We start from the raw sequence: 24,374 nt of genomic DNA on the forward strand, positions 1-24,374 counted from the left end.
CCAGAACCTTGGAGTTTCACAGGTTCTAGGCCGAAGAGTGACGCTGGGTTCCCGTGCGGACACAGAGAGTTGGGGATCAGCTCAGGCGCTCGATGACCATCGCCATGCCCTGGCCGCCGCCCACGCACATGGTCTCCAGACCGAACTGCTTGTCGTGGAACTGGAGGGAGTTGATGAGCGTGCCGGTGATGCGGGCGCCGGTCATGCCGAAGGGGTGGCCGACGGCGATCGCGCCGCCGTTGACGTTCAGCTTCTCCAGCGGGATGTTCAGGTCGCGGTAGGAGGGGATCACCTGGGCGGCGAACGCCTCGTTGATCTCGACCAGGTCGATGTCGTCGATGGTGAGGCCGGCGCGGCGCAGGGCCTGGTTCGACGCGTCCACCGGGCCGAGGCCCATGATCTCGGGGGACAGGCCCGAGACGCCGGTCGACACGATGCGGGCGAGCGGGGTGAGGCCGAGCTCGCGGGCCTTGGTGTCGGACATGATCACGACCGCGGCGGCGCCGTCGTTCAGCGGGCAGCAGTTGCCGGCGGTCACGAGGCCGTCGGGGCGGAAGACCGGCTTCAGGCCCTGCACGCCCTCCAGGGTGACGCCGGCGCGGGGGCCGTCGTCCTTGCTGACGACCGTGCCGTCGGGCAGCGTGACCGGGGTGATCTCGCGCTCCCAGAAGCCGTTCTTGATGGCTTCCTCGGCGAGGTTCTGCGAGCGGACGCCGAACTCGTCCATGTCCTGGCGGGTGACGCCCTTGCTGCGGGCCAGGTTCTCGGCGGTCTGGCCCATCGCGATGTACGGGTCGGGGAGCAGGCCGTCCTCGCGCGGGTCGTGCCAGGTCGAGCCCTCGGAGGCGGCGGTGGCCGCGGTGCGGGCCTGGGCCTCGGCGAAGATCGGGTTGGTGGTGTCCGGGAGGCCGTCCGAGCTGCCCTTGGCGTAACGGGAGACCATCTCGACGCCGGCCGAGATGAAGACGTCGCCCTCACCGGCCTTGATGGCGTGCAGGGCCATGCGGCTCGTCTGCAGCGAGGAGGAGCAGTACCGGGTGATCGTGCAGCCCGGCAGGTGGTCCATGCCCATCTGCACGGCGACGATCCGGCCCAGGTTGTAGCCCTGCTCGCCGCCGGGCAGACCGCAGCCGAGCATCAGGTCGTCGATGTCGTGCGGGTCCAGCTCGGGGACCTTGGCGAGGGCGGCCTGGATGATCGTGGCGGTGAGGTCGTCGGGGCGCAGGTCCTTGAGCGAGCCCTTGACGGCGCGGCCGATGGGGGAGCGGGCGGTCGAGACGATCACGGCTTCGGGCATCACGGCTCCATTGGCGTACGGGGTTCTTCCGGACGGGGCTCCTTGGGAAGTTACCCGTACGTATGGCCTGGGTCACGGGGGTGACGGTGTGACCTATGTCTAAGCGCTTGCTTTCCTCGGGTCCCCTCAGGCCTCGGACACGCTGGTGGTCGACGGCTCCGTCGCCCGGACCCGCTGCCTCCGCCTGCGCTTCAGCAGTGCCCAGGGCCCCTTCGGGCCCGTCGGCATCGCGGCGGCGACCTCCGTACCGGCCTCCGAGGCGGCCTCCGCGGCCGCCCGCGCCACCGGCAGGAAGCCCTCGCGGCGGGAGACGTCCGGGCGGTCCTCGTCGGCCGGCCACAGGCCGAGGGCCGCGCAGACCGTCGGCAGCACCGCCATCGCCGCGGTCGCGTAGCCCTCCGCCGAGGGGTGGTAGTTGTCGGGGCCGAACAGCTCGCGCGGGTTCGCCTCGAACTCCGGGCCCAGCAGGTCGCCCAGCGACACCGTGCGGCCGCCCTGTTCGACCGCGCCGATCGTCTGCGCGGCGGCCAACTGGCGCGAGGCCCGGCGGGCCAGCCACCGCAGCGGCTGCTGGACCGGCTCGATGGTGCCCAGGTCGGGACAGGTGCCGACGACGACCTCAGCACCGGCCGTGCGCAGCCTTCGTACCGCCGAGGAGAGGTGGCGCACCGACCGGGTGGCCGGCATGCGGTGGGTGACGTCGTTCGCGCCGATCATGATCACGCAGATGTCGGGGACCAGGTCGGCGTCCGCCAGGGTCAGCGCCACCTGGCGGTCCAGGTCGTCCGAGGTGGCGCCGGGGAGGGCGACGTTACGGAGCTCCACCGGGCGTTCCGCCACCGCCGCCAGACCGGACGCCAGCAGTGCGCCCGGTGTCTGGCCCGCCCGGTGCACACCCTGGCCGGCGGCCGTGGAGTCGCCCAGCATCGTCAGACGCAGGGGCGGTTCGCCCACGACGGTGTACACATGGCCGTACCGGCCCTGGGCCTGCGGGACGTGCGGCGCCGTGCCGTTGCCCACCTGCCGTCTGGCCAGCCGCACCTCCGCCAGCAGCAGCCCCATGGCCGCCGCGCCGACCAGACCGATCCCGCCGCCGCCGTATGCCGCGCCGGCCGCGATCCGCCGGGCCACCCTCGCCCTCGACATGCTCGTCATACGTCGCCGCCACCTCCGTCGTACCCGCTACACCCACTCCTTGCCCCGCACGGACCGTGGCCCAATCCCAACGGGGAGTGAACGACCGTCATGGCGCCCGATCAGGCCATAGGCTGGCCGGACCACTAGGACCACTTCTTTTGCAAGCATCCGGAGACAACGGTGCAATTCCACGACTCGATGATCAGCCTCGTCGGCAACACCCCGCTGGTGAGGCTCAACAGCGTGACCAAGGGCATCAAGGCGACCGTCCTGGCCAAGGTCGAGTACTTCAACCCCGGCGGCTCCGTGAAGGACCGCATCGCCCTGCGCATGATCGAGGCGGCGGAGGAGAGCGGCGCGCTGAAGCCCGGGGGCACGATCGTCGAGCCGACCAGCGGCAACACCGGGGTGGGGCTCGCCATCGTGGCGCAGCAGAAGGGGTACAAGTGCATCTTCGTGTGCCCCGACAAGGTGAGCACGGACAAGATCAACGTGCTGCGGGCGTACGGCGCCGAGGTAGTCGTCTGCCCGACCGCCGTCGACCCGGAGCACCCGGACTCGTACTACAACGTCTCCGACCGGCTGGTGCGCGAGACGCCGGGCGCGTGGAAGCCCGACCAGTACTCCAACCCCAACAACCCGCTCTCGCACTATCACTCCACCGGCCCCGAGCTGTGGGAACAGACGGAGGGCGGGATCACCCACTTCGTGGCGGGCGTGGGCACCGGCGGCACCATCTCCGGCACCGGCCGGTACCTGAAGGACGCGAGCGACGGCCGGGTCCAGGTGATCGGCGCCGACCCCGAGGGGTCCGTGTACTCCGGCGGCTCCGGGCGGCCCTACCTCGTCGAGGGCGTGGGTGAGGACTTCTGGCCGACCGCCTACGACCGGACCGTCGCCGACGAGATCGTCGCCGTCTCCGACAAGGACTCCTTCCAGATGACCCGCCGCCTCGCCAAGGAGGAGGGCCTGCTGGTGGGCGGCTCCTGCGGCATGGCGGTCGTCGCGGCCCTGCGGATCGCCGAGCGCCTGGACGAGAACGGCGTCGTGGTGGTGCTGCTCCCCGACAGCGGACGCGGCTACCTCTCGAAGATCTTCAACGACGAGTGGATGGCCGACTACGGCTTCCTGGAGGACGAGGGCCCCAGCGCCCGCGTCGCCGACGTCCTCAACGACAAGGTGCACGGCGCCATCCCCTCCCTCGTCCACATGCACCCGGACGAGACGGTCGGCGAGGCCATCGACGTCCTGCGGGAGTACGGCGTCTCGCAGATGCCGATCGTCAAGCCGGGCGCCGGCCACCCGGACGTGATGGCCGCGGAGGTCGTCGGCTCGGTCGTCGAACGCGAACTCCTCGACGCCCTGTTCGCCAAGCGGGCCTCGCTGGAGGACCCGCTGGAGAAGCACATGTCGGCCCCGCTGCCCCAGGTCGGTTCCGGCGAACCGGTCGGCGACCTGATGTCGGTCCTCGGCTCGGCGGACGCCGCGATCGTCCTCGTGGAGGGCAAGCCCACCGGTGTCATCAGCCGCCAGGACCTGCTGGCCTTCCTCGCCAAGGGCGGGAAGTGACGGCAGACGTCCGGTGAACACCGCGTGCCGGCGCCGGACTTGCGGTTTCCTACCGAAAGGGTGGACTTCGCGGAACCGGTACGAGGGCGTCACGTCCGCGCAGCACACGCTTAACACGGGTCCGGCACTGTAGGGGGTGTCGGCAGGGCGGGAGCGGCTCCCCGCCCAGGCCGGCGCCGAACGTCCAAGGACCTCCGGAGCGGCTCCCGGACCTCCATGGACGCCGGACGCCAGACCCGGCCCTGCCCGGTCGGCGTCCCTCGCGGGGACCGCCGTCGTCCCGCCCCCCGTTCACGGGGGTGCGGCGGTCCCCGCGAAACACCTCTCCTAGGCGCCCGTACGGGCCCAACTGCCCAGCAGCGCCAGGCGCTCCGCGGTCTGCGACCCCGGTTCCGGGGTGTACACGAGCAGGCTCTGGTCGCCGTCCCCCGGGACCGTGAGGGTCTCGTACGGGAAGACGAGCAGGCCCGCCACCGGGTGCTGGAGCCGCTTGGTCCCGTAGGCGCACTCCCTGACCTGGTGGTCGGCCCACAGACGGCGGAAGTCCTCGCTCCTGAGGGAGAGTTCGCCGACGAGCGAGGTCAGTTCGCGGTCCTCCTGGTGGTGGCCCGCCAGGACCCGCAGATGGGCCACGCACTGCGCGGCCACCGCCGACCACTCCGGGTAGAGGTCACGGGCGGCGGGGTCGAGGAAGACCTGCCGCGGGACGCTGGGCGCCTCGGCCGTGGCCCGGCTGTAGCCGAACACCGCGTCGGCCAGGGGGTTCCAGGCCAGGACGGTCATCCGGCGGTCCAGGACGAAGGCCGGGCTGCGGTCCATGGCGTCGATCATGAGCTGGACGGCCGGGCGGACCCGGGGGCGGTCGGGACGCCGGGCCTGTCGGCGCGGGCGGGCCACCGCGTGGAGGTAGGCGCGTTCGGTCTCGTCCAGGCGCAGCACGCGCGCGACGGCGTCCAGGACGGCGTCGGACACTCCGCCGGACTTCGTCCGGGAGGGGCCGCCGGGTCCCCTGCCCTGCTCCAGCCGGATGTAGTAGTCGACGCTCACTCCGGCCAACTGCGCCACCTCCTCCCGGCGCAGACCCGGTACGCGGCGCCGCCCGTGCGAGGGCAGCCCCACCTCCTCGGGCCGGATGCGGGCGCGGCGCGAGCGCAGGAAATCTCCGAGGTCCCCGTCCATGGGTTCGATCGTAGGGGAGGGGCGGGCGCCGAACCTGGTACTGGCAGACCCAGGAAAAGCGCATCCCTGGGTACGGCGGCCCGGGCGCCGCAGGGTGGTGGACGAAGCCGGGGAGTCGCCCCGGCCCGCAGCCCACCGAGGAGCACCTCCATGTCGTACGAGAATCTGGCCGGACGTACCGCCGTCGTCACCGGAGCGGCGAGCGGCATCGGTGAGGCCACGGCCGTCCTGCTGGCCGAGCGGGGGGCGCGGGTCGCGCTGCTCGCCCGGCGCGGTGAGCGGCTGGAGGCGGTCGCCGGGAAGATCCGGGCCGGCGGTGGACAGGCGCTGGCCGTGGTCGCCGACGTCACCGACGACGCGTCCGTGGCGGCCGCCGTGGAGAGCGTCCACGCGGCCTACGGGAACGTCGACCTGGTCGTGAACAACGCGGGCGTGATGCTGCCGAACCCGATCGCGGACGCCCGCGTCGACGAGTGGCAGCGGATGATCGACACCAATGTCACCGGTGTCCTGCGCGTCATCGGCGCCTTCGCCGGGGACCTGTACGGCGCGGCCGGGCAGGGGCGCAGCGCGGACCTGGTGAACGTCTCGTCCATCGGCGCGCACGTCACCGGCTTCACCGACTACGCGGTGTACGGGGCGACGAAGGCCGCGGTCACCCATCTGTCGGCGCTGCTGAGGAACGAGTTCGGGCCGCGGGGCGTGCGGGTCACCAACATCGAGCCGGGCCTGACGGAGTCCGAACTCGCCACGCACATCGACAACGACGGGCTGCGGGAGCAGGTCGGCGGCATGGTCGAGGCGATGGGCGCGCTGGCGGCCGCGGAACTCGCCGACCTCGTCGGCTACGTCGCCAGTCGGCCCCGGCACGTCAACCTGCGCCAGGTGGTGGTGCTGCCGACCGGGCAGGTGTGAGCGCCGGTTCAGCCTTCCCAGTCGCTGCTGCGGGAGGACGGCTTCGCGCGCCGGCCCCGGAAGAGGTCCGGGTTGACGCGCAGGGCCTGGAAGGCGTTGACGCCGACGATGCCGACCCAGGAGACCAGCAGGCCGGGCAGGTGGGCGACGCCGCCGCCGATCGCGGAGAGCGGGATGGCCAGCACCAGGGAGACGATGCCGAAGCCGAAGCGCTCGCCGAAGGAGTCGGTGGGCTTGGGGGAGCGGGCGCCCCGGGCCGTCACCATCTGCTGCTCGGCGAGCTGCCGGCGCAGGCGGCGGTCCACGGCACCGTCGATCCGCTGGTCGACCTTCTCCAGGAACGAGTCGACCAGCGCGGACTCGTACTCCTCGCCCAGTTCCCTGCGGGCCTGCAGGGTGGCGTTGAGTTCCTTCTTGAGCTCGGGGTCGCGCGCATCCATTCCGGTCATGCGATCCACGGTAGGCAGCGCGAACGCACGCTGCACTGGGGTTAGCCCCCCTGTTGCGGCGGGGGTCCGTCGCAGGTCGCCTCCACCGCATCATGAGACGTCCCTTGCCCGGCTGCATAACGGCATGCAGAGTTCTCCTCAGTTGAATATGTTGGCAACGATCGGGTGTCCGTACGAGGGGAGCTTGGGCGTGGTGTCGTCTCGGGTCGTGGAGGCGCCGAAGGCGCCGGATCCCGTCGCGGTCGGGCACCCCCCGGCGGTGGTCCTCGACGGGATCTCGCTCGGGGTCGCGGACGTGGTCCGCCTCGCCGACGGGGGCGCGCGACCGGTGCCCGCGGCCGACGCGATGCAGCGGGTGACGGAGTCCTGGGACGCCGCCCGGCAGATCGCCGCGACCGGGCGCGTCTACGGCCGCTCGACCGGCGTCGGCGCGAACCGGAACGAGGACGTCCCCACCGAGGCGGCCGCCGGGCACGGGCTGCGGCTGCTGCGGAGCCACGCCGGTGCCATCGGCGAGGAACTCCCGGCCCGGCAGGTCCGCGCGATGCTCGCGGTCCGCGCCAACCAGCTCCTGGCGGGCGGCGCGGGACTGCGGCCGTCCGTCGTCACGGCCCTGTGCGAGGCCCTGGAGAGCGGCGCGTACCCGGTCGTCAACGAGTTCGGCTCGGTGGGCACGGGCGACATCGCGGCACTGGCCCAGGCGGGCCTGGCCCTGGCGGGGGAGCACCCCTGGCGGACCGGCGGCACCGCGAACGGCACCGGTGAGCGACCAGGGCCCGGCGCGGGGGCGGGCGTTCCGCGCCCCCGGGAGGCCGGACGACCGCTCGGTGCCGTGGGCGCTCCCGAGCCCCAGCCCCTCGACAACAACGACGCGCTCGCCTTCATCAGCAGCAACGCCCTGACCCTCGGTCAGGCGGCGCTCGCCCTGCACGAGTTGCGCGGCCTGGTCGAGGCCACGCAGGTCGTCGGGGCACTGTCGCTGCTGGCGGTGGACGGCTCGCACGAGGCCTACGCCGCTCCCGTGCACGCGGCCCGCCCGCACCGCGGCTCCGCCGAAGTGGCGCGTCGGATGCGGAAGTTGATCGGGGCGGAAGACCGGCCCACCCCGCCGCTCGGGCGGATCCAGGACCCGTACGGCTTCCGGTGCCTGCCCCAGATCCACGGGCCCGCCCAGGACGCCGCCGACGCCCTGGAGGAGGTCCTCACGATCGAGATCAACGCGGCCGCCGAGAACCCCCTCATCTCCCCCGAGGACATGGCCGCCTACCACCACGGCGGCTTCTACCAGGCCCAACTCGCCCTCGCCCTGGACCACTTCAGGCTCGCCCTCACCCAGGTCGCGCGGCTGTCCACGTCCCGGCTCTCCACGCTCAACGAGCCCGCCTTCACCCGCCTCAGACCCTTCCTCGCCGACCACGAGCCCGCCTCCTCCGGCGTGATGATCCTGGAGTACGCCGCCGGAGCCGCCCTCGGCGACCTGCGGGCCTTCTCCGCGCCCGCCTCGCTCGGCCACGCTGTACTCTCCCGGGGCGTCGAGGAACAGGCCAGCTTCGCCTCGCTCGCCGCCCGTCAGACACTGCGCGCGTGCGGCGCGTACCGTCTCGTCGTCGGCTGCGAGCTCGTCGCCGCCGTACGGGCGCTGCGCCAGCGCGACCTCCGGCCCGACCCGGGCCTCCCGGTGGGCCGCGCGCTGGAACTCGCCGAGGCGGTGCTGGCGGCGGACCCGGCCGACCGGCCGCTCACGGGCGACGTGACGGCGGCGGCCGCGCTGCTCGACCGGTTCACGGACATCTGGAGGGGGATCGAGGCATGAGCGACCTGGGTGTGGCGGGCGGGGCGGACACTCCCGCCGGACGGTTGCAGGCGCTTTTCGAGGGGCACCGGCTCACACCGACCCAGCGGCGCATCGCGCACAGCATGGTGCGCAGCGCCGCCGACGTGCCGTTCCTGTCCAGCGTGGAGCTCGCCGAGCTGGCCGGGGTCAGCCAGCCCTCCGTCACCCGCTTCGCCGTCGCCCTCGGCTTCGACGGCTACCCCGCCCTGCGCCGGCACCTGCGCGAGGTCGCGCCCGCCGAGCAGACGGCCGCGTCCGCGTCGTACAACGAGTACCAGCAGGCTGTCGAGGCCGAGATCGAGAACCTCCGGCACCTGGCGGAGATCCTCGCCGACCCCCGCCCGGTGCAGCGGGCCGGCCGGCTGCTCGCCGCCTCCCGGCCCCTGCCGGTGCTCGGACTGCGGGCCGCGGCCTCCCAGGCGTACGGCTTCGCCTACTTCGCCGCCAAGGTCCATCCGGACGTACGGCTGCTCCACGAGGGCGGCACGATGATCCACGACCGGATCGACGCCGCCGTCCGCGCGGGCGCCACCACCCTGCTGTGCTTCGCGCTGCCCCGGCACCCCCGCGAGGTCGTCGACACCCTCGCCTACGCCCGGGAGGCGGGCCTGAGCGTCGTCACGGTCGCCGACTCCGCCTTCGCCCCGGTCGCCAAGGTCTCCGACCTGCTGCTGCCCGCCGCCGTCGGCACCGGCCTCGCCTTCGACACCGCCTGCGCCCCGATGCTGCTCGGCCGGGTGCTGCTGGAGGCGATGTGCGACGACCTGCCGGACGCGCAGGCCCGGCTGGAGGAGTTCGACGCGCGGGCCGCGGCACGCGGACTCTTCGTGGAGTAGGGCGCTTTTTTTCAGACTCGTCTCACGTTCGCTCGCTACTCTCCCCGACCGGCAGGACAGTGCCGGGACGACAAGGAGGCGGGACGTGGCACGCGCAGATCGCAAGGCCTGTGGGCTGGCTCGGGTGGCCGTCGTCGTGCGCGCCGGGGCCGCACCCCTGTGGTGGGCCGGGGTGTTCGCGGCGGGGATCGGGCTGCTGGTCCCCGGGCTGACCGGACGCCGGATCGGGGTGCCGGCGGGAGCGGCGCTGTTCGTCGTGGCGGTGGCCGTGGTGTCGTACGCCCGCCGCGGGCGCTACACGGCACTGGGCCGGGCCGCGGCCCGCGCGGGCAGGCACGACGTGCTCCAGGACCGGGCGGTCAGTGTGCGCAACTGGCGCCGCGGGCACCGCTGGTGGTTGCTGCTCGCCTGGCTGGCGGCGCTGGGCTGCAACGCTGCCGTGCCGGTCGCGGGTGGCATGCTGCTCGCCGGGTGCGCTGTCGGCCTGTGGCTGAAGGCCGCCTGGCTCGGGCGGCTGGAGCGGGCCGGGGACGCGCTGCTGTGGGTGCGGGTCGACTGGCTCGCCGCGAACGGCGGACGCCCGGCCGGCAAGGCGGTCAGGGCGTACCGCAGCACGGGAGTCGCGGCGGGCGACGCGGCCCCGGGAGGAGCGCGCCGCCGCACCGCGGCACTGGTCTAGGACCGGTGGGACCCGGTCACACCTCCAGGTCGTTCTCGATCTGCCTGAGCTGGTGGCGGGCCATCGCGAGGTTGGACCGCTTGGCGTCCAGGACCAGGTAGAGGAAGAGGCCGTTGCCACCGCGCCCGGCGATCAGGCGGATCAGGTGGTACTGGTCGGACAGGGTGATCAGGATGTCCTCGATCTGGCCCTTGAGGCCGAGGTGCTCCATCGTGCGCATCTTCGCGCGGACCACGTCGGTGTTGCCGGCCGCGGCGACGTTCAGGTCGAAGCCCTTGCTGCCGCCCATGGTGCCGAGCGCCATGCCGCTGGTGTAGTCGACGAGCGCTACGCCGGTGGCACCCTCGATGGAGGCGAGGGCCTCCTTCAGCGTGGTTTCGGTGTTGGCCATGACTGTGTCTCCTCGGTTCTGTCAACTATCGGTGGTGGTGCGGGCCGCCGTCGGTGCGGTGGCCGCGGCGCGGGTGTCCACGGGCTTGGCCCGGGACGTGCGGGCCGCTCTGGCACGTGCCGGAGCGGGCTTCGCGGGCGCCTTCTCGATGGCTTCGGTGGGCTCGGCGACCACGCCGTCGACGAGCTCCGCGATCCGGGCGCCCGCCCGACGGCCCTCCAGATGGAGGCGGCCGACGTTCACCCGGTCCTGAGCGAGCAGCGTGACGACGGCCCCGGCGCCCGCCGCGTAGGTGGCGACATAGCCGTACACGCCTCGTACGAGCAGTTCGCGCAGGTCACCCTGGCCGGTCTCGTCGGCGAGCTGGGCGGCGACCGCCCGGGTGGTCCCGGTGAGCGCGGCCACGGTCTGCGGGTCGACCCCCGGGGTGTCCTGGGCCAGGACGAGACCGTCGGCGTCGGCCGCGAGGGCGCCGGTGAGCTGCGGCACCCGGGCTCTGAGCCGGCGCAGCTCCTCCAGGATCGCGTCCTGAGCTGCTGCCATCAGGTCTCTCCTCTCGGCGCGGGCCCGCTGCCGCTCAAAGGGCCTCCAGCGCATCCCTGAGCCTCTTCAGCAAGGTGATGTGGGGATCGACGTGCTCGACGGGGAGACCGGCGACCGGCGGACCGGGCGCGGACACGGGCTCGCTGAACGACGGCGGCAGGCAGGGCGAGACCACTCCGGCCGCCACCAGCCGCCGTACGTCCACCAGGGTGTGGAAGGCCGGGCGGCCCAGCTCGCGGGCGATCTCCGACGCCGTGCGGACGCCGTCCACGCGGGCCAGCACCGCCTGCCGCCGGGCCGGGAGCGACGGGGCCATGGGACGGTGCTCCCGGGTCAGCGGCACCTCGTCCGGCAGGGCGTCCGGCCAGATGCGGTGCAGCAGGTCCCGGCGGCGCAGGGTCTCGCGCTCCAGGTCGGCGACCGGGACGGGGCGCGGGATGCCGAGGGTGCCGTCCGGCTCCGGGACCGGGCCGGCGGCTGCGTCCGGGGCCTCCTCGCCGCCGTAGCGGAAGCGGCCCGGGGTGCTGCTCGGGGCGAGGGCGAAGTACGCCGCGTCGTACAGGGCGGTCAGCCGGCACAACTCCAGGGCGCCGGGGGTGAGCAGCCCGCCCGCGACCAGTCGGCGGCCCGCCCGGTGCACGGCCTCGGCGCCGGTGAGGCGGCGGGCCCCGGTGCCGGCGCCCCCGGTGCTCGCGACGCTCTCGGCCAGGGCCTGCCGCCAGATGTCGGCGTCCAGCGTGCCGTGGGCGGCCAGGAGGACGTCGGCGCCGGGGGCGGCCGGGCTCTCGGCGTGCACCACCTTGCCGTCGGCGAGGTGCAGGGTGCCGCGCTCGCGCACCAGGACACCGGTGGCCCGCTCGGCCGCCAGCCGGGTCAGCATCGGCGAGACACCGCCCCAGCCGCGGTCCAGGGCGGCCGCCTTGTCGCGCACCGGCAGCCGGGGCGGCGGGGTGGCGGGCGTGGTGCGCACCGTCGTCATCCGAGCTCCAGCCGTCCGGCCATCTCACCGAGCCGGATCCGGGCCAGCGCGAGGTTGCCCTCCGCGCGGGCCAGCCACAGGTGCAGGAACACACTGCTGTCGAAGGACGTCGGCACGAACCGCAGGACGTGGTAGCTGTCCCGGTTGCTGAGGATGAGGTCCTCGACGGGCGGCTCGGTCCCGCCCCCGGCGGCCCCCGCGGCGGGGTCGTCGGGGCTCTTGGCGGACCCGGCGGGCCCCGGCTCCGCGGCGGCGAAGGCGCGCTGCTCGGCGGCGAGCCGGGCGAGCTCGGCGGCCTCCGCGGCGGCCGCCTCCTGGTCGCCGCCGGGGGATTCCCCCACGGCGCCCAGGGCCAGCCCGCTCGTCCAGTCGACCAGCGCGGCCCCCCGCGCGCCCGGCAGTCGCATGGCTTCCAGCAGGCACTCGTCGATTCCCTGCACCGTGGCTCCCCTCCCGCCTGCGGTTCGGCTGAGTGACGCCGAAACTACGCAACGTGTGCGCGAGGAGTGAGGGATCTGGCATTTTCCGGTGGAACATGCTCCGAGTGACTAGAGTGGGTCAACTTGCCTTGTTCACGGGCCCATTGATCAACCGGTGCGCCGGTGCGTGTCAACTGCTCCCGGGTGCGCGCAGGGTGGTGAGGGCACCGGCGTGCGCCCCTCCGGATTCGGCCACGATCGAGGCGAGCGTCTGGGGGTCCCGCACCGTGGCGAAGCGCACGCCCCGCTCCGGGTCGGGGGCGAAGCCGTAAACGCCCGGCCGTGCCAGCGAGTTGTAGGCGTAGTGGTGCGCGAAGTAGTACGCGCCGGTGTCCAGCGCCACCGCGTAGTCGCCCTGGTCGAGCGGCGGCAGGGCGCGCCCCTCGGCCAGCAGGTCGCCCGAGAAGCAGGCCGGCCCCGCCACGTCCTGCACCACCTCGGGCCCGCTCTTGGGCCGTCCCTTGCCGTCGTACGCCGCGATCCGCAGCGGCCACGACCCCGGTGCGTACACCGTCCGCGTCGCCACCTGCACGCCCGCGTGCGTCACCGCGACCGGCCGGCCGCCCGCGGTCTTGGCGTACTCCACCCGCGCCACGATGGTGCCGTGCTTGGCCAGCAGCGACCGGCCGAACTCGGTGACCAGCCCGTACCGCCCGTCGAACAGCCCCGGCACCGCCTCCCGCAGCGCCCGCGCGTACGCGCGGTACGTCGGGGTCGTCGCGTCCGAGGCGAAGTTCACCGGCAGCCCGCCGCCGATGTCGATCGTGTCGATCTGCGGCCGCCCGATGCGCCGGTTGATCTCCTCGGCGAGCGCGTACGTCTCCGCGACCCCCTGGGTCATCAGGGAGAGCGGGATGCCCTGGGAGCCGGTGTGGGCGTGCAGCCGGGACAGCCACGGCCGGTCGATGTACGCCCGCACGACCCACTCGCGCGCCCCCTCGTCCCGCAGCGCCACCCCGAACTTCGAGGTCGCCGTGGCCGTCGAGGTCGCCCCGATGGTGCCGCCGCCGACCTGCGGGTTGACCCGGATGCCGAGCGGGGAGCGGCTGACCGCCGACCGCATCAGGCCGTCGATCCGGTCCAGCTCCTGCGGGTTGTCCGCGTTGACGGCGATCCCCAGCGCCAGCGCCTCCCGGAGCTCGGCCGGCGTCTTGGCGGGCGAGTCCAGGACGGTCCGGTCCGGCGACACCCCCGCCGCCCGCGCCAGCGCGAGTTCGCCCGGGCTCGCCACCTCCGCGCCGATGCCCTCCTCGCGCAGCAGTCGCAGCACCGGCACCAGCGGGCTCGCCTTCACCGCGAACGCGTGCAGCACCGGCGTGCCCGGCGCGGTGACCTCGTCGAAGGCCGCGCGCAGCTCCGCCGCCGACTCCCGGATGCCGGTGACGTCGAGCAGCCCCACGATGGGGGAGTCCGGCCCCAGCAGGCCCTGCTCCACGGCCGCGCGCACCGCCTCGTCCCGGCGGGCGGCCCGCTCCTCGCCGCTGGTGCCGTACTCGTCCATCACGTCCCCGTCCTGCTCGTCGCCCGTACCTCGGATGTCCAGTCCAGCGTTGCCTGGCCTGAAACATCACTCTCTCCCACCGATGCTGACGCGAGAACGTATTGACTAGTTCTATTCAGAAAGTCAGGATGTGAATATCGGCAGCAACACTCGAGCAGAGTCCCCAGGAGGCAGACCATGTCAGGACCCCGCCCCGTCCGAGCGCCGCGCGGTACGGAACTGAGCGCCCTGGGATGGCAGCAGGAAGCCGCCCTGCGGATGCTCCAGAACAACCTGGACCCCGAGGTCGCCGAGCACCCCGACAAGCTCGTCGTCTACGGCGGCACCGGCAAGGCCGCCCGTGACTGGCGCTCCTTCGACGCCATGGTCCGCACCCTGCGCACCCTCAAGCAGGACGAGACCATGCTGGTCCAGTCCGGCCGCCCCGTCGGCGTCATGCAGACCCACGAGTGGGCCCCGCGCGTCCTGATCGCCAACTCCAACCTCGTCGGCGACTGGGCCAACTGGGAGGAGTTCCGCCGCCTGGAGGCCCTCGGCCTGACCATGTACGGCCAGATGACCGCCGGCTCCTGGATCTACATCGGCACCCAGGGCATCCTCCAGGGCACCTACGAGACCTTCTCGGCCGTCGCCGCGAAGAAGTTCGGCGGCACCCTCGCCGGCACGATCACCCTCACCGCCGGCCTCGGCGGCATGGGCGGCGCCCAGCCCCTCGCGGTCACCATGAACGACGGCGTCGCGATCTGCATCGACTGCGACCCCCGCGCCATCGAGCGGCGCATCGAGCACCGCTACCTGGACGTGAAGGCCGACAGCCTGGAGCACGCCCTCCAGCTCGCCACCGAGGCCCGCGACGCCCGCCGCCCGCTGTCCATCGGCGTCCTCGGCAACGCGGCCGACCTGGTCCCGCAGCTCCTGGAGATGGGCGCGCCCATCGACATCGTCACCGACCAGACCTCGGCCCACGACCCGCTGGCGTACCTGCCGACCGGGGTGGCCTTCGAGGACATGGCGGACGCGGCGGCCAAGGACCCGGCGGGCTTCACCACCCGCGCCCGTGAGTCGATGGCCCGGCACGTCGAGGCCATGGTCGGCTTCATGGACGCCGGTGCCGAGGTCTTCGACTACGGCAACTCGATCCGCGGTGAGGCCCGGCTCGCCGGGTACGACCGGGCGTTCGCCTTCCCCGGCTTCGTCCCCGCCTACATCCGTCCGCTGTTCTGCGAGGGCAAGGGCCCCTTCCGCTGGGCCGCGCTGTCGGGTGAGGCCTCCGACATCGCCAAGACCGACAAGGCGATCCTGGAGCTCTTCCCCGAGAACGAGTCCCTCGCCCGCTGGATCAAAATGGCCGGGGAGCGGGTGCACTTCCAGGGCCTGCCCGCGCGCATCTGCTGGCTCGGCTACGGCGAGCGCGACAAGGCCGGCGAGCGCTTCAACGACATGGTGGCGAGCGGCGAGCTGGCGGCGCCGCTGGCGATCGGGCGCGACCACCTGGACGCCGGGTCCGTCGCCTCCCCCTACCGCGAGACCGAGGGCATGCTCGACGGGTCCGACGCGATCGCCGACTGGCCGTTGCTGAACGCCATGGTCAACGTGGCCTCGGGCGCGTCCTGGGTCTCCCTCCACCACGGCGGCGGCGTGGGCATGGGGCGGTCCATCCACGCCGGACAGGTGACGGTGGCCGACGGCACGCAACTGGGCGGCGAGAAGGTCCGGCGCGTGCTGACGAACGACCCCGGCATGGGTGTCATCCGTCATGTGGACGCCGGGTACGACATCGCGGAGTCCGTCGCCGACGAGCGGGGCGTGCGGATCCCGATGCGCGAGGGTGACCCGGCGTGAGCAGCAGCGGCGACTCCCCGGCACGGACGGCGACCCCGACGCCGTCCACGGACCGGGCCCTACCCACCCGCTCCGCCCCCCGAACCGACAGCACCCAGCCGGAAGCGGACGCGGGCCACGAGGGCACACGGCCCGCACCGGGCACTGGGTCCGGGGGCGCACGGCTCGGGGCGGCCGCGGGGCGCGGGGGTTCGCAGGCCGGTGCGGTGGGGCAGCATCGGGGTTCCTCCTTTCACGAGATGTGGCGTGAGCTGCTGCCCGTCGGTCGGCACCCCGGCTCGCAGGGCTATCGCCGGTTCGCCTGGACCGAGGCCGACGGCGAGTGCCGGGCCTGGTTCAGGCAGCAGGCCGAGGACCGCGGACTGACCTACGAGGTCGACCGGAACGGCAACCAGTGGGCCTGGCTCGGCGACCCCGCCCAGGGCGACGCCGTCGTCACCGGGTCGCACCTCGACTCCGTACCCGACGGAGGCGCCTACGACGGCCCCCTCGGCGTCGTCTCCTCCTTCGCCGCGCTCGACGAACTCCGGTCCCGACAGGCCGAGTTCACCAAGCCCCTCGCCCTCGTCAACTTCGGGGACGAGGAGGGCGCCCGCTTCGGGCTCGCCTGTGTCGGGTCCCGGCTCACCGCGGGCGCGCTCACCACCGAGCAGGCGCACCTGCTGACCGACGGGGACGGGGTCAGCCTGCCGAGGGCCATGGAGGCGGCGGGGTACGACCCCGACGGCATCGGCGCCGACCCCGAACGGCTCGCCCGCATCGGCGCCTTCGTCGAACTGCACGTCGAGCAGGGCAGGGCGCTGGACCTCTCCGGCGACCGGATCGGCATCGCCAGCGCCATCTGGCCGCACGGCCGCTGGCGGTTCGACTTCCGCGGCGAGGCCAACCATGCCGGCACCACCCGCCTCGTGGACCGGCGCGACCCCATGCTGTCGTACGCCGAGACCGTGCTCGCGGCCCGCCGGGAGGCCGAACTCGCCGGTGCCGTCGCCACCTTCGGCAAGGTCGCCGTAGAGCCGAACGGCGTCAACGCCATCCCCTCCCTGGTGCGCGGCTGGCTCGACTCCCGCGCCGCCGACCAGGCAAGCCTCGACCAGGTGGTCGGCGGTGTGGAGAAGGCGGCCAGGGAGTACGCGCAGGCGCACGGCATCGACCTCGACGTGGTCCGGGAGTCCTTCACCCCCGTCGTCGAGTTCGACCACGCCCTGCGCGACGAACTCGCCCGCATCCTGGGCAGCCGCACCGAACTGGCGGTGCCCGTCCTGGGAACCGGCGCAGGACACGACGCCGGGATCCTCTCCGGACACATCCCGACCGCCATGCTGTTCGTGCGCAACCCCACCGGCGTCTCGCACTCCCCGGCGGAGTTCGCCGCCGAGGACGACTGCGTGGCCGGGGTCCTCGCGCTCGCCGACGTACTGGAAGGACTGGCCTGCAGGTGACAGCGAAGACCTACTGGCTGGAGCACGCCTGGCTCGGGACCCACGTCGAGCCGGGCGTGGCACTGGACGTCGCGGACGGCCGCGTCACCGCCGTCCGCACCGGCACCGGCACCCCGCCCCCCGGCGCCGAGATCCTGCGCGGACTGACCCTCCCCGGGCTGGCGAACGCCCACTCGCACGCCTTCCACCGGGCCCTGCGCTCCACCGTCCAGGTCGGCTCCGGGACCTTCTGGACCTGGCGCGAGGTCATGTACGCGACCGCCGGCCGGCTCACCCCGGACAGCTACCGCGACCTCGCCCGTGCCGTGTACGCGGAGATGGCGCTGGCGGGCATCACCGCGGTCGGGGAGTTCCACTACCTGCACCACGCCCCCGGCGGCACCCCCTACGCCGACCCCAACGCCATGGGCGAGGCACTGATCGAGGCCGCCGCCGACGCCGGCATCCGCATCACCCTCCTCGACACCGCCTACCTCTCCTCCGGCTTCGGACAGCCGCCCACCAGCCACCAGCTCCGCTTCTCCGACGGCACCGCGGACGCCTGGGCCGCACGCTGTTCAGTTCTCAAGGACCGGGATCACGCGAGGATCGGTGCGGCGATCCACTCCGTACGGGCCGTGCCCGCCGACCAGTTGGCGACCGTGGCCCGCTGGGCCGGGGAGCGGCGGGCCCCGCTGCACGTCCACCTGTCCGAGCAGACCGCCGAGAACGACGCCTGCCGCGAGGCCCACGGGTGCACACCGACCCGGCTGCTTGCCGAGCACGGTGTCCTCGGGCCGCGCACCACCGGCGTCCACAACACCCACCTCACCGACGAGGACATCGCCCTGATCGGCGGCAGCGGCACCGGCACCTGCATGTGCCCGACGACCGAGCGGGACCTCGCCGACGGCATCGGACCGGCCGTGGCCCTCCAGCAGGCGGGCTCACCGCTGTCCCTCGGCTCCGACAGCCACGCCGTCATCGACCTGCTCGAAGAGGCACGCGCGATGGAGCTCGACGAGCGCCTGCGCACCCGCAGGCGAGGTCACTGGACGGCGGCGGCCCTCCTGCGGGCGGCCTCGGCCGACGGCCACGCGGCCCTCGGCTGGGACGACGCGGGCACCCTGGAGCCCGGCGCGCTCGCCGACTTCACCACCGTCGCCCTCGACTCGGTCAGGACGGCAGGGCCGCCTCCGCGGCTCGGGGCCGAGACGGCCGTATTCGCCGCGTCGGCGGCAGACGTGTCGCACACGGTCGTGGGAGGTCGGCACGTGGTGCGCGACGGGGTCCACGCGCTGGTGCCGGACGTGCCGAAAGCCCTCGCGGACGCCGTCGCCGCACTGCACGGATGACCCCGGGCAGGCCGCCGCCACGTCCTGCCCCCGAACCCGCCCCCACCGCCGACCAGGCCACCGAGGACGCCATGAGCAACGCGACGACCGTCAGCCCCGCCCACTCCGCGAGCACCGCAAGCACGCTCATCACCAACATCGCCGCCCTGGTCACCAACGACCCCTCCCTGGGTGACAACACCCCCCTCGGACTGATCCGGAACGCGGCGGTCGCCATCGAGGGCGACCGCGTCGTGTGGATCGGTGATCAAAGCAAAGCACCCGCCACTGACAATCGGGTCGACGCCGAGGGCAGGGCGGTCCTGCCCGGCTTCGTGGACTCCCACAGCCACCTCGTCTTCGCGGGCGACCGCACCCAGGAGTTCAACGCCCGCATGTCGGGGCGGGCCTACAGCGCGGGCGGCATCCGCACCACGGTCGCCGCGACCCGGGCGGCGAGCGACGAGGAACTCGAACAGAACCTCACCCGCTACCTCGACGAGGCCCTGCGCCAGGGCACGACGACCTTCGAGACCAAGTCGGGCTACGGCCTGACCGTCGAGGACGAGGCGCGGGCCCTGCGCATCGCCGCCGCCCACACCGACGAGGTCACCTATCTCGGCGCCCACATCGTGTCTCCGGACCACGCCGACGACCCGGCCGCCTACGTGGAGCTGGTCACCGGCGCGATGCTCGACGCCTGCGCCCCGTACGCCCGTTGGATCGACGTCTTCTGCGAGAAGGGCGCCTTCGACGGCGACCAGGCCCGCGCGATCCTCACGGCCGGCAAGGCGAAGGGCCTGCACCCCCGCATCCACGCCAACCAGCTCTCCCACGGCCCCGGAGTGCGGCTCGCGGTCGAACTGGACGCCGCCAGCGCCGACCACTGCACCCACCTCACCGCCGAGGACGTCGACGCCCTGGCGAACAGCCGTACCGTCGCCACACTCCTGCCGGGCGCGGAGTTCTCCACGCGCGCCGAGTGGCCGGACGCCCGCCGCCTCCTGGACGCCGGCGTCACCGTCGCCCTGTCGACGGACTGCAACCCGGGCTCGTCCTTCACCTCCTCCGTCCCCTTCTGCGTCGCCCTCGCGGTGCGCGACATGGGGATGACACCGGACGAGGCGGTCTGGTCGGCCACGGCGGGCGGAGCGGCCGCCCTCCGTCGCGAGGACGTGGGCCGGCTCGCCCCGGGCGCCCGCGCCGACCTGATCCTCCTGGACGCCCCGAGCCATGTGCACCTGGCCTACCGGCCGGGCGTGCCGCTGGTCAGCGGGGTGTGGCGGCGGGGTGTGCGCGTGGTCTGACACCCGTGCCGCGCCCGGCCCCGTGCCGCCCGGCCCCACGTCCCGCCGCCCGCCCGACCGGGCCCGGGAACGCCGGTGCCCGGTGTCCCATCGGACACCGGGCACGCGCGCAGGTCTGTCGCCGACCGTCACTCCTCGACGGTCAGGCCCTTCCGAAGTCGTACCAGCGTCCGCGACAGCAGCCGCGAGACGTGCATCTGGGAGATCCCGAGCTCGTCGCCGATCTCCGACTGGGTCATGCCCGCGACGAAGCGCAGCGAGAGGATCTGGCGGTCCCGGGAGGGCAGCTCGGCGATCAGCGGCTTCAGCGACTCGACGTACTCGATGCCCTCGAGTCCGTGGTCCTCGTAGCCGATCCGGTCGGCCAGCGCGCCCTCGGAGTCGTCCTCCTCCGGCTGGGCGTCCAGCGAGGAGGCGGTGTACGCGTTGGACGCCGCCATGCCCTCGACGACCTCCTCCTTCGACAGCCCGAGGCGTTCGGCGAGCTCGCCCACGGTGGGGGCGCGGTCGAGCTTCTGGGCCAGTTCGTCGCCGGCCTTGGCCAGGTCGAGCCGGAGCTCCTGGAGGCGGCGCGGCACCCGCACCGACCAGGACGTGTCACGGAAGAAGCGCTTGATCTCGCCCACGATGGTTGGCATCGCGAAGGTGGGGAACTCCACACCCCGGCTGAGTTCGAAGCGGTCGATCGACTTGATCAGGCCGATGGTGCCGACCTGGATGATGTCCTCCATCGGCTCACTGCGGGAGCGGAAGCGGGAGGCGGCGAACTTGACCAGGGCGAGGTTCAGTTCGACGAGCGTGTTGCGGACGTACGAGTACTCGTGCGTGCCCTCCTCCAGCGACTCCAGCCGCGCGAAGAGGGTCTTCGAGAGGGCTCGCGCGTCCACGGCCCCCACCTCTTCGAAGGGCGGGATCTCCGGAAGCCCGGCGAGCACATCGTCTTCGCCGTCCTGCTCGATGGGATCCAGATGTTCCGGGGGGGATGTCGACGTCGCCTGAGGGGTATGCGAGGCGTCGAGCCGGGGTGACATGATGTCCTCCATCGTTCTCGGCATATGGCTGCCGAAGCCAATACGTGCACTGCGGTGTGCGGCGCCTCCAAAGCCGGCCGTGTCGAGTACGTGTCTCTACTAGCCCTACCCGGTTTCCCGACACGACCGCAAGTGTGTTCTGTGCGGTTATGTCCGTTTGCGTGCGATTGTTCGGGTGTCGGAGGGTGTAGAGAAGGCGTAGTGTTCGAGGGCGTCATCAGCAGCCACGACGTCGGGAGAGAGAGACGGCATGGACCGCGGGACGGTCGGCAGCGCACAGTCTGGCCGGCTTCTGGTTGAGGTGCGGCAAGAGGGCTCCAGTGCCGTCGTGACTCCAGCAGGTGAGTTGGATCACCACACGGCCGATTTGTTGCGTGAGCCACTCGAGGAGTGCCTCGCCAAGGGGAAGAGCCGGCTTGTCGTCGACTGCACACGGCTGGAGTTCTGTGATTCCACCGGACTGAATGTGCTGCTGGGGGCACGGCTGAAGGCCGAGGCGGCGGGGGGTGGCGTACATCTCGCGGGGATGCTGCCCGTCGTGGCACGCGTCTTCGAGATCACGGGGGCCGATGCGGTCTTCAGCGTGCACGACACGCTGGAGGAGGCCCTGGCCGGTGAGTCCGAGGACTGAGGCGACGGTGCGGGTGGCGGCCCCGGCGGCCCCGTCCGTGTCCCGTTCGTCTCCTCCGGCCGGTCCCCACCGGGTGTCACAGCCCTCGTGGTGGACATACGTCCCGAATGGAGGGGTGTTCTACCCGTCCGCTCGGGCAGGAGACATCCGTACTGACTGTTCGGTGAGCGACCATGCAGTGACGTTTTGAATCGTGAACCGGTGAATCGGTGAGGTGAAGCGCTGATGAGCACCACCCGGCCCTACTCGCCGGGCGACCGTGACCCGGAGCCCGGCGTGGAGCCTGGCGGCGATGCCGAGGTGCCGACGGGACGCCATGTCCGTCGGCTGAGCTTCGAGGGGGAGAGCGGGGTCGTCCCGCTCGCGCGCGACTTCACCCGGCAGGCGTTGCACGCGTGGGGGTGGCTGCCGGCGGCGTCCGCGGACCGGCGGGCCGTGACGGAGGACGTGCTGCTGGTCGTCTCCGAGCTGGTGACGAACGCCTGTCTGCACGCGGAGGGCCCGGACCAGTTGGGGATCTCCTGCGACAACAAGGTGATCCGGGTCGAGGTCTCCGACCGGGGGAACGGACAGCCGGCACCGCGCACCCCGCACCAGGCGGGCCGGCCCGGCGGCCACGGCATGTTCATCGTGCAGCGGCTCTCCCTGGACTGGGGAGTCGTCAGAGCCCCCGGAGTGGCCGGCAAGACCGTGTGGGCGGAGCTCGGCGCACCCGCCTAGCCCTCCGCCCGTCCGGCGCTCCTTTTCAGGGTGCCCCGTGGTTTTCCGGGGTGCCCCCACACTTCCGACACTTACTTTCTCTTCCTTCCTCCGGTGCCCCGGCGTACCTTGACGGCCGATCTGATGTGCCGTCAGGAACGAGTAAGGGGAGCGGAACCGTGTCGTACCCGAAACGAACCGCCGCGCTCGCGTCCGTCGCGGCCCTGGCCGGCTCGGCGGTGCTGATGGCCGCCCCCGCTGCCCGTGCCGCGGTCGTGAACGTCAACTACCTGTGCAAGACGCCGATCGGTGACAAGAGCGCCGTCTCGCCCATCGACATCGAGGGCGTGAAGAGCGGCAGTGGCTACCGGATCACGATGTCCTGGCAGAAGGGCGTCTCCTCCAGCCCGGTCGACCTCGGCAAGGGCGCGATGAACCCGAGCGCCACCATCCGGCTGGGCGGCGCGGACAGCGGGACCATGAGCGTGACCGGCCCGGCCAACCAGGCGACCGTCCCCGCCAACACCCCCATCAAGATCAACGACCTGACCGGGACGTACACCCCGAAGAAGACCGGCAAGGTCACCTTCACGGCGGGCGTGCTCACCATCAAGGCGCTCGGTACGACGACCACCTGCACGCCGACCAACAGCCCCGGTGCCTCGCTGACCCTGGACGTCACCGCGGCCTCGGGTTCCTCCGGCACCCGGAGCGACAGCGGCAGTGACAGCGGTTCCGCCGCCGCCCTTCCGCAGACCGGCCCCGAGGACTCGGCGATCGCCCTCGGCACGCTCGGCGGCACGGTGCTGCTCGCGGGTGCTGCGGGCACGCTGTGGCTGACCCGGCGCGACCAGGCGGCCCGCGCCCGCCGCTGAGCGGCCGGCCCGCTCGCGTACGACCGCTGGAGCCGCCCATGCCACCCGTGCCGCCCACCGCCCGTGTCCTGCCTCCGCCGGTCCCGCCAGGGGCCGCGCCCGGCCGCCTCGCCCCGGTCGCCCCGGCCCGCCCCACGGCGTGGTGGCGGACGACGCCCGGTCCCGGGCACGGCGTCGAAGGCGTCGTACGCCGTTCAGGGCTCGTCGTACGGAGTCCGGGGCGCGGCCTTCGGCGTCGCACGGCCGGGACCGCGGCCGGATCCCCGGGTACGGAAGCCGAGTTGACGGGAGCGACGACGTGAGCCCGAGCGGCAAGGTGCGGTGGGCGGCGGCGGTGGCGGTGCTCGCGCTGCTGCTGGCACCCCTGGCGGGGACGGCGGCCGCGGCGGACGGGCCGCGCGTGAAGCTGTCGAAGTCCCAGGCGGGGACCGGCGGTTCGATCACGGTGAGCGGCAGCGGCTGGCGGGCGCGGGCGCTGCTGATGATCCTGGTCTGCGGACAGGCGGTGCCCTCGCGCGGGGTGCCGGGCGGGACCAACTCCTGCGCCAACGCGGACGGCCGGGCCGTCACGACGGACGCCGAGGGGCGCTTCAGCAGGAGACTGCCCGTCGCCGAGCCGCCGGCGCCCTGTCCCTGTGTGGTGCACGTGGCGACGGTGACCGGGGCGAAGGCCGAGGCCGACGCGATCTTCCAGGTGGCCGGGCACGCCGTGGAGCCGCTGCCCGCGGAGACCGACGGCGGGCGGCTGTCCGTGCTCACCGACACCCGGCTCGACGGCTCCGGGTCCCTGCTGACCTGGTTCGGGGCGCCGCCCGCCCGCACCCTCGTCCTCACCGTCGGCAACGTCGGCACCTCCGCGGTCAAGGACCCCGTCTTCCAGGTCGGCACCGCGCACGGCGTGTTCGCCCCGCAGTGGGAGGAACAGCAGTGGCGCGGCACGATCCAGCCGGGCGGGAAGGCGCGGATCGAACTGCCCGTCGAGCTCACGGGCGGCGCGCACGGCGCGTACACCGTCTCGCTGAAGTACGCCGGCAAGGTGCTGGCCGAGCAGCCCTGGGGCGTGGGCCGGCCCTGGGGCGTGACCCTGTTCTGGGTCCTGGTCTGCCTGGTTGTGCCGGCGGCGCTGTTCCGCATCGGCATGGCGGTCGTGGACCGGGTCCGGCCGCGGCCCGCCGGAGGCATCCGGCACCGCGGGCTGCGGCTGCCCGAACTCGCCCTGCGCCTGCCGGGGGTCAAGCCCTCCACGGCCGCCCACGCGGCCCCTGTGACGTCCACCCTGCCGTGGTTCACCCCGGACGCCGATCCGGGCGCGGCCGGTGGCCGGCTCTCCGCACCGCACGACGCCGGCCCGACGAGTCCCACGACTCCCACCAGAGAGGGTTCCACGTGAGCATGCGAAGGAGAGTCCCACCGGCCGCCGGGCCGAGAAGAGCGGGCGCGGCCGGT

Annotated in this window: 23 protein-coding genes; 13 read left to right on the top strand and 10 right to left on the bottom strand. The window is 73.1% G+C overall.

The features are described 5' to 3' along the window. Positions 1-76 precede the first annotated feature (76 nt). Together ACZ66S_RS31595 and ACZ66S_RS31600 are read right to left on the bottom strand one after the other, a co-directional pair. Positions 77-1,297 (bottom strand): acetyl-CoA C-acetyltransferase, encoded by a 1,221-nt coding sequence (locus ACZ66S_RS31595; protein ID WP_469904963.1) that lies wholly within the window; start codon positions 1,295-1,297, stop codon positions 77-79. 126 nt (positions 1,298-1,423) lie between these two features. Next, positions 1,424-2,452, bottom strand: a complete 1,029-nt coding sequence (locus ACZ66S_RS31600; RefSeq protein ID WP_469904964.1) for an SGNH/GDSL hydrolase family protein — start codon at positions 2,450-2,452, stop codon at positions 1,424-1,426. 162 nt (positions 2,453-2,614) lie between these two features. Between ACZ66S_RS31600 and ACZ66S_RS31605 the strand changes: the two genes are divergently transcribed. After that, positions 2,615-4,003: a cystathionine beta-synthase gene (locus ACZ66S_RS31605; protein WP_469904965.1), complete on the top strand. Its 1,389-nt coding sequence runs from the start codon at positions 2,615-2,617 to the stop codon at positions 4,001-4,003. Between the two features lie 327 nt (positions 4,004-4,330). On the opposite strand, the gene ACZ66S_RS31610 is transcribed toward ACZ66S_RS31605, so the two are convergent. After that, positions 4,331-5,182, bottom strand: a complete 852-nt coding sequence (locus ACZ66S_RS31610; protein WP_469904966.1) for a helix-turn-helix transcriptional regulator — start codon at positions 5,180-5,182, stop codon at positions 4,331-4,333. Positions 5,183-5,332: 150 nt separating this feature from the next. Here ACZ66S_RS31610 and ACZ66S_RS31615 point away from each other — a divergent pair, with 150 nt between their 5' ends. Next, positions 5,333-6,097 (top strand): SDR family oxidoreductase, encoded by a 765-nt coding sequence (locus ACZ66S_RS31615; protein WP_469904967.1) that lies wholly within the window; start codon positions 5,333-5,335, stop codon positions 6,095-6,097. An 8-nt stretch (positions 6,098-6,105) separates the two neighbouring features. On the opposite strand, the gene ACZ66S_RS31620 is transcribed toward ACZ66S_RS31615, so the two are convergent. Then, a complete protein-coding gene (locus ACZ66S_RS31620; protein WP_424879856.1) occupies positions 6,106-6,546 on the bottom strand; it encodes a hypothetical protein in 441 nt (146 codons plus the stop codon). A 190-nt stretch (positions 6,547-6,736) separates the two neighbouring features. Between ACZ66S_RS31620 and ACZ66S_RS31625 the strand changes: the two genes are divergently transcribed. From ACZ66S_RS31625 to ACZ66S_RS31635, 3 genes are all read left to right on the top strand, one after another. Then, the gene (locus ACZ66S_RS31625; RefSeq protein WP_469904968.1) at positions 6,737-8,359 is read left to right on the top strand and encodes an aromatic amino acid ammonia-lyase; all 1,623 of its coding nucleotides are present in this window, start codon (positions 6,737-6,739) and stop codon (positions 8,357-8,359) included. After that, positions 8,356-9,216, top strand: coding sequence for a MurR/RpiR family transcriptional regulator (locus ACZ66S_RS31630; protein WP_469904969.1), 861 nt, complete (start codon positions 8,356-8,358; stop codon positions 9,214-9,216). Before ACZ66S_RS31625 ends, ACZ66S_RS31630 begins: the two co-directional genes overlap by 4 nt. An 85-nt stretch (positions 9,217-9,301) precedes the next feature. Beyond that, positions 9,302-9,895 (top strand): hypothetical protein, encoded by a 594-nt coding sequence (locus ACZ66S_RS31635; RefSeq protein WP_469904970.1) that lies wholly within the window; start codon positions 9,302-9,304, stop codon positions 9,893-9,895. A 16-nt stretch (positions 9,896-9,911) separates the two neighbouring features. Here ACZ66S_RS31635 and ACZ66S_RS31640 read toward each other — a convergent pair whose 3' ends face one another. The 5 genes from ACZ66S_RS31640 to ACZ66S_RS31660 all read right to left on the bottom strand — a co-directional run bounded on the left by ACZ66S_RS31640 (position 9,912) and on the right by ACZ66S_RS31660 (position 13,788). Next, complete coding sequence (locus tag ACZ66S_RS31640) at positions 9,912-10,286, bottom strand: roadblock/LC7 domain-containing protein (RefSeq protein WP_469904971.1); 375 nt, start codon at positions 10,284-10,286, stop codon at positions 9,912-9,914. Between the two features lie 21 nt (positions 10,287-10,307). Beyond that, complete coding sequence (locus ACZ66S_RS31645) at positions 10,308-10,829, bottom strand: roadblock/LC7 domain-containing protein (RefSeq protein WP_469904972.1); 522 nt, start codon at positions 10,827-10,829, stop codon at positions 10,308-10,310. Between the two features lie 34 nt (positions 10,830-10,863). Further along, positions 10,864-11,808 (bottom strand): hypothetical protein, encoded by a 945-nt coding sequence (locus tag ACZ66S_RS31650; RefSeq protein WP_469904973.1) that lies wholly within the window; start codon positions 11,806-11,808, stop codon positions 10,864-10,866. Next, the gene (locus ACZ66S_RS31655) at positions 11,805-12,248 is read right to left on the bottom strand and encodes a hypothetical protein (RefSeq protein WP_469904974.1); all 444 of its coding nucleotides are present in this window, start codon (positions 12,246-12,248) and stop codon (positions 11,805-11,807) included. The genes ACZ66S_RS31650 and ACZ66S_RS31655 overlap by 4 nt, the downstream gene beginning before the upstream one ends. Before the next feature lie 169 nt (positions 12,249-12,417). Then, positions 12,418-13,788 carry a type III PLP-dependent enzyme domain-containing protein gene (locus ACZ66S_RS31660; RefSeq protein WP_469905032.1) on the bottom strand — a complete coding sequence of 457 codons (1,371 nt, stop codon included), beginning with the start codon at positions 13,786-13,788 and terminating at the stop codon, positions 12,418-12,420. Between the two features lie 177 nt (positions 13,789-13,965). On the opposite strand from ACZ66S_RS31660, the gene hutU reads away from it, so the two are divergent. From hutU to hutI, 4 genes are all read left to right on the top strand, one after another. Further along, positions 13,966-15,630 (top strand): urocanate hydratase, encoded by a 1,665-nt coding sequence (gene hutU, locus ACZ66S_RS31665; RefSeq protein WP_469904975.1) that lies wholly within the window; start codon positions 13,966-13,968, stop codon positions 15,628-15,630. Between the two features lie 239 nt (positions 15,631-15,869). Further along, entirely contained in the window at positions 15,870-17,072 is a 1,203-nt protein-coding gene (locus ACZ66S_RS31670; protein WP_469904976.1) for an allantoate amidohydrolase, read from the top strand. Next, the gene (locus ACZ66S_RS31675) at positions 17,069-18,406 is read left to right on the top strand and encodes a formimidoylglutamate deiminase (protein ID WP_469904977.1); all 1,338 of its coding nucleotides are present in this window, start codon (positions 17,069-17,071) and stop codon (positions 18,404-18,406) included. The genes ACZ66S_RS31670 and ACZ66S_RS31675 overlap by 4 nt, the downstream gene beginning before the upstream one ends. Then, positions 18,403-19,692, top strand: coding sequence for an imidazolonepropionase (gene hutI / locus ACZ66S_RS31680; RefSeq protein ID WP_469904978.1), 1,290 nt, complete (start codon positions 18,403-18,405; stop codon positions 19,690-19,692). Before ACZ66S_RS31675 ends, hutI begins: the two co-directional genes overlap by 4 nt. 128 nt (positions 19,693-19,820) lie before the next feature. On the opposite strand, the gene ACZ66S_RS31685 is transcribed toward hutI, so the two are convergent. After that, the gene (locus ACZ66S_RS31685) at positions 19,821-20,723 is read right to left on the bottom strand and encodes an RNA polymerase sigma factor SigF (protein WP_469904979.1); all 903 of its coding nucleotides are present in this window, start codon (positions 20,721-20,723) and stop codon (positions 19,821-19,823) included. A gap of 250 nt (positions 20,724-20,973) precedes the next feature. On the opposite strand from ACZ66S_RS31685, the gene ACZ66S_RS31690 reads away from it, so the two are divergent. The 4 genes from ACZ66S_RS31690 to ACZ66S_RS31705 all read left to right on the top strand — a co-directional run bounded on the left by ACZ66S_RS31690 (position 20,974) and on the right by ACZ66S_RS31705 (position 24,318). Further along, complete coding sequence (locus ACZ66S_RS31690; protein ID WP_469904980.1) at positions 20,974-21,354, top strand: STAS domain-containing protein; 381 nt, start codon at positions 20,974-20,976, stop codon at positions 21,352-21,354. 225 nt (positions 21,355-21,579) lie between these two features. Beyond that, positions 21,580-22,074 (top strand): ATP-binding protein, encoded by a 495-nt coding sequence (locus ACZ66S_RS31695; RefSeq protein ID WP_469904981.1) that lies wholly within the window; start codon positions 21,580-21,582, stop codon positions 22,072-22,074. A 158-nt stretch (positions 22,075-22,232) separates the two neighbouring features. Next, complete coding sequence (locus tag ACZ66S_RS31700; protein WP_469904982.1) at positions 22,233-22,928, top strand: LPXTG cell wall anchor domain-containing protein; 696 nt, start codon at positions 22,233-22,235, stop codon at positions 22,926-22,928. A 298-nt stretch (positions 22,929-23,226) separates the two neighbouring features. Further along, positions 23,227-24,318: a hypothetical protein gene (locus ACZ66S_RS31705; RefSeq protein ID WP_469904983.1), complete on the top strand. Its 1,092-nt coding sequence runs from the start codon at positions 23,227-23,229 to the stop codon at positions 24,316-24,318. Positions 24,319-24,374 lie beyond the last annotated feature (56 nt).

The organism is Streptomyces sp. NPDC107471 (genome assembly GCF_055582845.1).